8 protein-coding genes and 1 pseudogene are annotated in these 11485 nt (G+C 57.7%); all 9 read right to left on the bottom strand.

Going from position 1 to position 11485, the window contains the following annotated elements; all coding sequences use genetic code 11:
* Nucleotides 1-357: 357 nt before the first annotated feature.
* Nucleotides 358-1077 (bottom strand): annotated as a pseudogene (locus KDC22_RS26320) (RluA family pseudouridine synthase); the annotation flags it as partial.
* Between the two features lie 182 nt (nucleotides 1078-1259).
* Complete coding sequence (gene hemL, locus KDC22_RS26325; RefSeq protein WP_425516970.1) at nucleotides 1260-2561, bottom strand: glutamate-1-semialdehyde 2,1-aminomutase; 1302 nt, start codon at nucleotides 2559-2561, stop codon at nucleotides 1260-1262.
* A gap of 44 nt (nucleotides 2562-2605) precedes the next feature.
* Entirely contained in the window at nucleotides 2606-3604 is a 999-nt protein-coding gene (hemB, locus tag KDC22_RS26330) for a porphobilinogen synthase (RefSeq protein WP_173132398.1), read from the bottom strand.
* A 136-nt stretch (nucleotides 3605-3740) separates the two neighbouring features.
* A complete protein-coding gene (cobA, locus tag KDC22_RS26335; RefSeq protein WP_211720884.1) occupies nucleotides 3741-5288 on the bottom strand; it encodes a uroporphyrinogen-III C-methyltransferase in 1548 nt (515 codons plus the stop codon).
* Nucleotides 5289-5318: 30 nt separating this feature from the next.
* Entirely contained in the window at nucleotides 5319-6263 is a 945-nt protein-coding gene (hemC, locus tag KDC22_RS26340; protein WP_211720885.1) for a hydroxymethylbilane synthase, read from the bottom strand.
* A gap of 457 nt (nucleotides 6264-6720) precedes the next feature.
* Entirely contained in the window at nucleotides 6721-7368 is a 648-nt protein-coding gene (locus KDC22_RS26345) for a precorrin-2 dehydrogenase/sirohydrochlorin ferrochelatase family protein (RefSeq protein WP_211720886.1), read from the bottom strand.
* Nucleotides 7369-7608: 240 nt separating this feature from the next.
* Entirely contained in the window at nucleotides 7609-8436 is an 828-nt protein-coding gene (ccsA, locus tag KDC22_RS26350) for a cytochrome c biogenesis protein CcsA (protein WP_211724201.1), read from the bottom strand.
* A gap of 5 nt (nucleotides 8437-8441) precedes the next feature.
* A complete protein-coding gene (hemA, locus tag KDC22_RS26355; protein WP_246553005.1) occupies nucleotides 8442-9833 on the bottom strand; it encodes a glutamyl-tRNA reductase in 1392 nt (463 codons plus the stop codon).
* Nucleotides 9834-10163: 330 nt separating this feature from the next.
* The gene (locus tag KDC22_RS26360) at nucleotides 10164-11450 is read right to left on the bottom strand and encodes a Gfo/Idh/MocA family oxidoreductase (protein ID WP_211720887.1); all 1287 of its coding nucleotides are present in this window, start codon (nucleotides 11448-11450) and stop codon (nucleotides 10164-10166) included.
* Nucleotides 11451-11485: the final 35 nt, after the last annotated feature.

Raw genomic sequence — 11485 nt, forward strand, 5'->3', positions numbered from 1 at the left:
CAGAGCCTGCGGGTTAACAATTTACTCCTGGTCTCCGCCGCCTATCTGCTTGCGCAGACGGCGCAAATCCTCCGGCCATGGATCAGCTACTTCGATGCGGCTCCGGGTCCAGGGATGGGCGAATACCAGCTTCTCGCCATGCAGCGCCTGGCGGTCAGAACTTCCCGGCTTCGCCTTGACTCCCGGCTTGGAGTAACCCACCGGCTTGCCGGGCACTTGCAGCCCCGGTCCGTTGCCCGTCTTCTCCTGTTCCTCGAACCAGGCTGTAATCGCCGACTTGATCTGGCCCGGTGCCGTGCGCAGCGGCTGCTTCGGGTTGCTGCCGGCGGTGGGAACAACAGCCGTGTGCCAGCCGGACCCGCCATAGAGTTCATCCCCGAACAGCGGATGTCCCGCATGACTGAGGTGGACACGAATCTGGTGTGTACGGCCCGTCTCCAGCTGCAGCTTCACTACGGTTCCGCCGGGCAGGGCTTCGCGCCCCACAATCCGTGTTACCGCCGCCTGCCCTCCCGGCGACACCCGTCTGCGTACCGCATGATGGCGGTCACGGCCAATCGGAGCCTCTATCACCGTTAGCTCAGGCGGCACAGTGCCTTCAACGATTGCAGCATACAGGCGGGACACGTTCTTCTCACGCATCTCCTCATCCAAGATGAGCTGGGCGTATTCGTTCTTCGCATACAGCACAGGTCCGGTCGTATCCTTGTCCAGCCGGTGGATATGACGGACAGCAACCCCTCCGCCGGAAGCGGCATAATGGGCGGCGACGATATGATCCAGCGTTACCCCGCTTCCGCTGCCATCCGGGTGAACCGCCATACCGGCGGGCTTGTGAACCACCAGGCAGAAGTCGTCCTCGAACAGCACCTCAGCCGCAGCTTCCTGCCACACCGGCTCTATTCCCGCTTCCCTGTGAGGGAATAGGGCGAGCCGCAGCCGGTCACCCCTCCACTGGATGCCGCCCTCGCTGCGCAGCCGGGCGTGCAGCTTCTCCGGCATGCCGGCTACGCCCAGCAGCCAGGCGTCAATGGCTGCCGGTCTGTCGGCAGCCGCCGTAATGACCCGGCCAGGCATGGCTTCCAGCCATTCCCCGCGCCGGGTCCACTTGCCGCCGCCAGCGAAGCTCCCGGAGCTGGCGCCAGTACCCGCACCCGCCCCCTCTCCAGGGAGCGGTGCAGTACGGTCAGTGCCCGGGCCGCCCACGCGGCCCTCCGTTGCACTGCCATGCTGGCCGGACTGATCCTCCGGTCCGGCCGTCATAGCGATTTCAGGGCCTGGTAATGGCCCTCAATCGTATCATCAATATCCTGCTCGCTGTGCGCAGCGGATACGAACATTCCTTCGAACTGGGAAGGCGGAACGCTGATGCCCTGATCCAGCATTTTGCCGAAATAACGCTTGAACCGCTCCAGATCACTGGTCTTGGCCGTCTCGAAGTTAATGACCGGCTCCTCGGTGAAGAACGGGCACACCATAGACCCAACGCGGTTAATCGTAAGCGGAATTCCAGTCTCCTGGGCGTTGCGCTTAAGACCGGCTTCCAGCCTCGCGCCAAGCGACTCCAGACGGGTATACACCTCAGGGGTCAGCAGCTTCAGCGTGCTGTAGCCCGCCGCCATGGCCAGCGGATTCCCGCTGAGCGTACCCGCCTGATAGATCGGACCGGACGGGGCGATCTGTTCCATAATCTCTCTTTTGCCGCCATAAGCGCCTACAGGGAGACCGCCGCCGATGACTTTGCCGAAGCAGGTCAGGTCCGGGTCCATCCCGAACAGCCCCTGCGCGCAGCCCCGGTCCACACGGAATCCGGTCATCACCTCGTCAAAAATAAGCAGCGCCCCGTACCCCGTCGTCACCTTACGCAGCCCCTCCAGAAAGCCCGGAAGCGGTGGAACCACACCCATATTTCCGGCGATAGGCTCAACAATAACAGCAGCAATCTCGTTGCCGTAACGCTCGAAGGCGATTTTGACCCCGTCCAGATCATTGTAAGGCACGGTAATCGTGTTGACCGCTACACCCTCCGGCACGCCCGGACTGTCCGGCAGCCCCAAGGTGGCGACCCCGGAACCCGCTTTGATCAGCAGGCTGTCAGCGTGGCCGTGGTAGGAGCCTTCAAATTTGAGGATTTTGCTTCGTCCGGTGAAGCCGCGGGCCAGCCGGATCGCGCTCATGGTAGCTTCCGTTCCCGAATTCACCATACGCACAATATCCACCGAGGCTACACGTTCCACCACGGTTTTGGCCATTACCGTCTCCATAAGGGTCGGAGCGCCGAAGCTTGTCCCTTTAACCGCCGTCTCCTGCAGCGCCTTCACCACTTCAGGATGGGCATGTCCCATAATCAGCGGTCCCCACGAGCAGACGTAGTCAATGAAGCTGTTGCCGTCAATATCGTAGATCCGCGAGCCTTCGCCCCGCTCGACATACACCGGGGTCAATCCTACGGATTTGAATGCCCGGACCGGGCTGTTGACCCCGCCGGGAATATATTGTTTTGCTTCTTCAAAAGCGGTGCGGGAAGCCTCTTCCCGCCGGTTCTGTGGCATATTGCCCATGCTTGTTCACTCCTGCTCTACTGAATTGGACGGACCCATCTTGCTTAGCCGCGCAGCCAGCGGGCTGCATCCTTGGCGAAATAAGTAATAATGACATCTGCTCCGGCACGCTTCATGCCGGTCAGCATCTCCAGCACAACTGCCTGCTCGTCGATCCAGCCCTGCTGTGCGGCTGCCTTGACCATCGAATATTCACCGCTGACATTGTACGCTACCAGCGGCAGATCGAACTGGTCGCGGATCGTGCGGATGACATCAAGGTAAGCGAGTGCAGGCTTAACCATCAGCATATCGGCGCCCTCCAGCACATCCGAATCCGCTTCACGGATGGCTTCCCGCAGATTGGCCGGGTCCATCTGATACGTCTTGCGGTTGCCGAACTGCGGGGCAGAGTCCGCCGCTTCACGGAACGGGCCGTAGAAGGCAGAGGCGTATTTCACGGAATAGGACATGATCGGCACATGCTCGAAGCCATTCTCGTCGAGCCCCGCACGGATCGCCTGCACGAACCCGTCCATCATATTGGAAGGCGCGATAATATCCGCACCAGCCCGGGCTTGGGACACCGCCGTGCGGGTCAGCAGCTCAAGCGAAGCGTCGTTGAGGACATCGCCGTGCACTACACCGTCTACCGTATGGGTATGCACCATGCCGCAGTGGCCGTGGTCGGTGAATTCACAGAGGCAGGTATCAGCAACGACGAGCAGCTCGGGGTACCACTTTTTGATCAGCCGTGTAGCCTCCTGGACAATACCGTCCTCTGCGAATCCGGACGAGCCGACAGCATCCTTCGTCTCTGGAATTCCAAACAGCAGGACCGCCGGAATGCCCAGGGAAGCAATCTCATCCACTTCCGCCTTCAGGGTATCCAGCGAGAAATGATATACGCCGGGCATAGAGCCAATCTCATTCTTCACACCGGTTCCATAGGTTACAAAGATCGGCTGGATGAAATCCAGCACATTCAGGACGGTCTCGCGCACCATTCCGCGGATTCCGGCCGACCCGCGCAAGCGGCGGTGTCTAGTGATCGGGAAACTCATTGCTGCATCCTCCTAAAGTAAGTATTTACACATATCTATCAGCCTTAAGCAGTATGCGAAGTTAACTATCGAAGCTAATAGGCTGGACCCGATTGCAACGCTCAAAGGCAGCGCTGACAGATCTGGAAGGAACAGGCTATCTCAGTCTTGTCGATTCATTCCAGCGGCACAGCTCCTGTACCAGCCCTTCGATGGTGGCTTCTTGCGGAAGCAGTCCCGGAGTGAGTCCCGCTTCGATTGCGGTCTGCTCGGTTACCGGACCAATGCAGGCGATGGTGACCCCCTTCAGCAGTCCCAGCGGATCTTCTAGGCCCATTCGGGTCAGGATGCCGATGAAGTTGCGCACCGTGGAAGAGCTGGTGAAGGTCACCGCATGAATGCGTTTCTCTTCTAGCAGCTTAACCAGTTCAATATCATCTTCGCCGGTAATTACCGTCTCATACGTGTCTACTTCCGTCACTTCCAGCCCCAGCTCCTTCAGCTTGCCGGGCAGCCACTCGCGCGCCAGATCGCCGCGCGGAAGCAGCACCTTCTGTCCCGGCAGCAGCTGTGTGCCGAAGGCTTCAATCAGCCCCTCCGCCTGGAAACGCCCAGGCAGTTCTTCAGAGATCAGCCCGCGCTCTGCGAGCGCTGCCGCTGTACCCGGCCCTACGGCGCAAAGACGCGCCCCGTGCAGGCCGCGGATATCCGTCTTCAGCTGCGCCAGATGACGCATGAAGAAGTCCACACCGTTCGGACTGGTGAAGAACACCCAGTCATACGCTGCCAGCCCGCGGAAGGCCGCAGCGATCTCCGCCTGCTTGTCCGCGTCCCGCTGCATTACCGTCTCGATGACCGGGAACTCATACGGCTCGCCGCCAAGCTCCTCGATCCGGTCTACCAGCTCACTGGCCTGTGCACGGGCCCGTGTAACCACAATCCGCTTGCCGAACAGCGGTTGTGCCTCCACCCACATCAGATGCTCGCGCTGGAGAACGACATCGCCGACAACAATAACAGCCGGCGGCTGAAAGTCCGCCGCCTTCACCTTTGCCTCAATATCGGCAAGCGTGCCGGTCAGCGTCTCCTGATCCGCCCGGGTGCCCCAGCGCACAAGCGCCACTGGTGTTTCCGGCGGGCGCCCGTGCTTCATCAGCTGGGCGCTGATGTATCCGATTTTGGCGACGCCCATCAGGAACACCAGCGTGCCCGTGGCATTCGTTACTTTATCCCAATGGATGGAATGATCCAGCTTATCCGGGCTCTCATGACCGGTAATAATCGACAGGGAAGACGCTGCATCCCGGTGGGTCACCGGAATACCGGCATACGCCGGGACGCTGATGGCCGAGGTAATACCCGGCACAATCTCATAGTAGATGCCGTTCCGGCGCAGCAGCTCCGCTTCTTCACCCACCCGGCCAAAAATCACGGGGTCCCCGCCCTTCAGACGCACCACCGTTTTGCCCTCCAAAGCGAGATCTACCAGCAGCTGGTTAATGTCCTCCTGCTTCATCGTATGGCGGTCAGGAAGCTTGCCTACGTATATTTTTTGCCCGCCGGGCTTCATCCATTTCAGCAGCCTTGGACTGGCCAGCCTGTCATAGACCAGCACATCCGCCTTCTGGATACACTCCAGCCCTTTGACTGTAATCAGCTTCGCATCCCCCGGACCTGCACCTACCAGATAAACCTTCCCCGCCATCTCCGTCATCCCCTTATCCCTTTGCATCCGCTACCCCATGATATCCTTCAAAATCTTCTCTGCGCCCCTGGCAGCCAGCTTACGGGCGACCTCCGCACCAAGCTCCACCGAATCTGTCCCGGTGCAGGTCTCCTTCAGAATGACTGTACCGTCCGGGGTTCCCACCATTCCGGTTAAAGTGATTGCCGGATGGGCTGCCCCGCCTACTGGCTCCAGCACCGCGTACGCGCCGATCGGTACCTGGCAGCCCCCGTTCAGTGCACCGAGGAATGTCCGTTCGGCCGTCACCGTAAGCGCCGTGTGCTCATCATTATATAGCGCCAGCAGCTTGCGCAGCTCCTCATCCTCCTCACGGCACTCTATGCCGAGTGCTCCCTGGCCCACTGCGGGCAGGCAGACTTCGGGCGGCAGGTATGCCGTTACCCGGTCCTGCCATCCCATCCGTGACAACCCCGCCGCTGCCAGCAGAATCGCGTCATATTCGCCGCTCTCCAGCTTCTTCAGCCGCGAGTCAATATTGCCGCGTACCGGCTCAATCCGCAGATCGGGCCGGAGCGCAGCTAGCTGGCTGGAGCGCCGCAGGCTGCTTGTGCCTACGCGCGCGCCTTGCGGCAGCTCCTCAAGGCCGGCTCCGCTGCCGGAGATCAGAACGTCCCGCGGATCTTCGCGCCTCGGCACAGCACCATTAATCAAGCCTTCCGGCAATTCGGAAGGCATATCCTTCATACTATGTACCGCCATATCAATTTCCTTAGCCAGCATCGCCTGCTCAATTTCCTTCACGAATAGGCCTTTGCCGCCTACTTTGGACAGGGTAACGTCGAGAATCCGGTCACCTTTGGTAACAATTTTATGCACCTCAAAAGTAAAATCAAAACCATACTCCCCGCACAGCCGCTCCAGATCGGCAATCACATGCCCTGTCTGCGTCAGCGCCAGAGCGCTTTGTCTGCTGCCCACAATTATCTTCCGCATGAACCATTCCCCCTGTTCAAACTTGATTCGCCCACCCGGGCCGCTTTCGCCGAATTCAAGTGTATTTTTACACTTGATTTACCCGCCCGGGCCGCTTTCGCCGAATTCAAGTGTATTTTTACACTTGATTCCGCCCACCCGGGCCGCTTTCGCCCGATTCAAGTGTATTTTTACACTTGATTCACCCACCCGGGCTGCTTTCACCCGATTCAAGTGTATTTTTACACTTGATTCACCCGCCCGGGCTGCTTTCACCCGAATCAAGTGCACTTTTACACTTGTTTCGCCCACCCGGGCCGCTTTCACCCGAATCAAGTGCACTTTTACACTTGTTTCGCCCACCCTGGCCACTTTCGCCGGATTCAAGTGTATTTTTACACTTAGTTCACCCGCTCACACGGCCGCACTTAAACCGCTCATCCACACCACGCCGCTTAACCCGCCCCGCTCATGCCGCCTAAGCTTCCCGGTTACGCGCAACCCAGGACTCGATCTTCTCAGGTGTCCAGGGTATGAAGGTACCCTGTCTCATCTCATCCAGCACCTCCAGCTGTCCCAGCCGCCGCAACAGCCGCGCCCGGACCTCCGCTGCCGGCTCCAGCCGCTTGATTACCGTCCGCAGCTCATGCAGGAAATCCAGGTAGGGCTCGTATTCCTCGCCCAGCAGCCCCGCAATCCGCTGCGTAATCTCCGCAGCTGCAGACGGTCCCGCTCCCGAGGTCGAGACCGCAACCGTCAAGCGCCCGCGGCGAAGCACGCCGGGCGTGATGAAGGTGCCCGCCTCCGCATGGCTGGCCACATTCACGGGCAGCCCCAGCAGCCGGGCTTCCCCGGCAACGGCCTCATTCACCGCTCGATCGTCGCTCGCGGCATAGACCAGGACCGCTCCCTGGAGATCTCCGGGAGCATACGGACGGCTGATCCATTCCAGCCGTCCGTCCCCGGCCATCACAGACAGCGTGCCGCTAAGCGACGGGCTGATGATCACAAGCTCCGCACCCGCTTCCAGCAGCGGGAGCGCCTTACGTTCAGCCACCGTCCCGCCTCCAATCACCATCACCCGCCTGCCGCCCACATCCAGCATGATCGGCAAATATTTGTTCACTCGGCTCACTCCAGCATCCCAAGATCATCTATCCGCAATAGCGTAATAATCCGCCCGCTCCATGTAGTACTCTCTTCCGGTAACACTAACGCGCATTACAAGCCAACTGCTTCTCATCAGCCATCCATTACAAATCCAACTGCTTCTCAACAGCCATCCCGTACTTCATTATACGATCTGTCTTTTTGCAATTCAGCAGCACAGCATACCAACACCACTTGCAAGCCTTCCCTTCAACTCTTACTCTCCGCCCCAGCCATGGAACTCAGACCAGGAATTCAGCAGAAAGTTCAGGATGATGAAGCCATAACCGGCAATGGCCCAGCGCGCCATGACCGTGCCGCTTCTGCGGCCGGAGACCTTCAGCACGATATAAACAATGTAGACCCCGAGGCCCGAGAGTGTAGTCAGTACCTTCGTATCCTGAAAAAGCGGCGCCCGCCCCTCCGCCACAATCGACAGCCCGGCAAGGATCAGCGAGGCCAGCAGCAGCGGAACTCCGGCCAGGATCGCCGTGTATGAATATTTGTCCATGGTCTCCAGGCTCGGCAGCCTGCGGACACGGTCATCCCACTTCTTATTCTTAAGCTTGGTATGCAGGAATAAGTACATTATCGCAAATACCGTCCCCAGTGTCAGTGCGGCAAAGCTCAAATTGGCCAAAATAACATGCATCGCCAGCCACCCGTGCACCGCACTCCAGCTCTGCAGCGTATGATCCTCTGCGGTCAGCCATACCCGGTTCAGCAGGAATACACTGAATCCCGCCATACTGAGCAGCAGCACCGTGAACTCGCCGCCGCGCATATACGCCACAGCAAACGAAGTTACAACCATACTGAAGGAGAACCAGAAGAGGAAATCATAAGGCGTGAAAATCGGCAGTCCGCCCTCCTGGGAGAAGCGGATTGCAAGCCCCGTAAGCTGGAGTAGGCCCACGACAGCAAGAAGCCCTGTGCCCAGCCGCTTTCCGCCCGGATTACGCCGAAGGCAATCCGAGAAAACAAACAGCAGGCTCAGGGCATATAGCAGCAGAGCGGCATCATATATTCCGTTCAGCAGTAGCATGTTGCTCACCCGCCAAGCAGAGCGGCTGGGGTAAGCACGGTCCCCGGCACCAGGATCTCTCCGCCGGAGACCCGTTCAGCAGAGCTGCGCTGAGCAGGCTCTGCACCACTGCCGGCCGGACCGGAATCGAGCTGCTCCTGCAGGGCAAAGATTTGGGTGAAGTACTCCAGTGCTTCATTCCCCTGCTTGCCGCCGGACATTTCCTTGATTACATTGATCGGATCATGCATCATCTGGTTGACAATGCTTTTGGTCAAGCGGCGGATCACCTTGCGCTGATGCTCATCCAGCTCCGGCAGCTTGTTGAACAGACTGTCCATCGTATCTTCATAAATTCCGTTTGACTTGTCCTGCAGCGCACGGATGACCGGTCTGACCCCGAGGGTCTTCAGCCATTGCTGGAATTCCGCCATCTCCTCCTCAATCATGACTTCGATCTTGGCGGCTTCACTGCGACGCATCTCCAGATTGCTCTCCACAATCCCCTCCAGATCATCAATATCATAGAGGAACACATCAGGCACACTTGCCGCTGCCGGATCAATATCCCGGGGTACAGCGATGTCGATCATGAACAGCGGCCGTGATGGACGGCGCTTCATTCCCTCGGCGACCTGGGCTGCCGTAAGCACATAGCCGTCCGCACCCGTGGAGCTGATCACAATATCCACCTCATCCAGAGACTTCAGCGCCTCATCAATCGTGCTGGGCTTACCCGAGAACTTCTCGGCCAGCTCCATGGCACGGGACAAGGTACGGTTGGCGACGATCACCTCTGCGGCACCGCTGCTGTACAGATGCTTCACCGTCAGCTCGCTCATTTTGCCGGCGCCGAGAATGAGCACCCGCTTGCCGGTGAACATGCCGAAGATCCGCTTGCCGAGCTCCACAGCCGCGTAGCTGACCGACACCGCGCTTTCGCCGATGGAAGTCTCGCTATGCGCCCGCTTACCAAGCGTCACCGCCTGCTTGAACAGCCGGTTGAACCAGGTCCCGGTCACACCCTCCGCTTGGGCAGTCAAAAATGCACTGCGCACCTGTCCCAGAATCTGCGTCTCGCCGATGACCATGGAATCCAGACCACAGGTTACGCGCAGCAGGTGGGCAATCGCCTGCTCGTCTTCATATATATACATATGCTGTGCAAAACTATCGCTTTTTACACCGAACCACTGCTCCATGTAGCTGCGGATGAAATACCCGCACATATGAAGGCGGTCCACGACCACATAAATTTCCGTCCGGTTACAGGTGGCGACCAGAACCCCTTCCAGAACGCTCTTCGTCTGCAGCAATTGATGAAGTGCAGCAGGCAGATCCTTCTCGGCAAAAGCGAACTGTTCTCTCACCTCTACGGGAGCCGTACGGTAATTCAGGCCAACGACGACAATATGCATCGCTTGTTCACCATCCTAATCTCTATTCATTGGTGTAGGCTCTGTTACTGCTTAGCAGCAGATATTAGTATTAATTTCACAAGATCTCAAAACGCTGTGTTAAGTATATCACATCAAAATACGGCATTTTACATAACCTTTGAACTATTTATGAATTACAGATAATAATTATTATAAATAAAAAGTTGGAAAAGTACCATGCTTTAGCATGAGTTATTTAGAGTTTATTTATGAATACTGATCTCTCCCTCAATTCTGCTATGCTATGCGGCTGTGAAACAAAAAAACGGATACCGTCCATTTAGACGGTACCCGGCAATAATGCTCCAATTAAATAGAGATCAAATCCTTAATCCGGACCGGAAGCCCGGTGCGGATGGACTGGTTGGCAGCGATGCCTGTCATGATGGAACGGGCTCCGTCCCGGTGATCGGCTGCCCGGTGGTAGATGTCCTCGTCCGGCGCTCCAAACAAATCATTCAGCAGCACCGGATCTCCCCCGCCGTGGCCTCCTTCCCCCTCGTCCACATGGACCTCGTAAGGTGCTTCGAACATGGGATGCACCAAAATATGTTTGCCCTCCACGGCCCCCTCCAGTGACCGGTCGCCTCCGGCGTTGACATAAGATGTCTCGACGATGCTCATTTCGATTCTTCCCTTGGAGCCATTAAACGCAATCCGGTAGCCTTCCCAAGGCATATAGGCATTCAGCGAATAGGTGAGGATGGCCTTATTGCTGTATTGGACCATGACCCCCATGGTGTCCTCGATGCTGATGCCGTCACCGAATACGCTTTGATCGCGCTGGTAGCCGTCTTCAGCCTCCGCATCCAGATACATCTCCTTCAGCACGGGATTCTGATCCAGAGGCAAGGCGAAGGGATCTCCATCTGCTGCTGGACTGCTGGTGGCACGCTGGTAGAACGAAGTTACGCCGCGCCGTTCGGCATTCTCCCGGCCGTAGAACCTCAGATCGCCAAAGGCAAATACCGTCTCCGGCTCCGCGCCGATCCAGAAGTTGACCAGATCGAAATGATGGGTCGATTTGTGAACCAACAGTCCCCCGCTGTTACGCTTATCCCGGTGCCAGCGGCGGAAATAATCCGCACCATGCTGTGTATTCAACAGCCATTCAAAATGAATCGAATGCACATCCCCAATCACCCCGGAAGAGATCAGCTCGCGGGCCTTGGTGTGATGTGGAGCATAGCGGTAATTGAAGGTGACACGCACCTTGCGTCCTGTGCGCTCTACAGCATCGTAAATCTCCTTGCATTTCTCCACATCGACGGTCATAGGCTTCTCCGTAATGACATCACAGCCCAGCTCCAGCGCGCGGATAATATACCGGTGATGCGTCCGGTCCACACTGGTAACAATGACGATGTCCGGCTTCTCGGCTGCAATCATCTCATCGAATTGCTCAGTCAGGTACGTGCTCACCTGCGGATATTCATAGGTTCCCACGAGAACTCTATTGGCATAATCCATACGGGTCTGGTTCACATCACAAAAGGCGGTAAGCTCTGCGGAATCCCTGTATTCCTTCGCAATAGCTTCATAGAAGAATTCGGCCCTGCCTCCAATACCTACCTGCACATAACGTTTCTTATCCAATTCTTTTACGCCTCCTATAGTTCATCCTATTTGGT

It is taken from the genome of Paenibacillus tritici (assembly GCF_018207515.1).
Taxonomy (GTDB): domain Bacteria; phylum Bacillota; class Bacilli; order Paenibacillales; family Paenibacillaceae; genus Paenibacillus_AQ; species Paenibacillus_AQ tritici.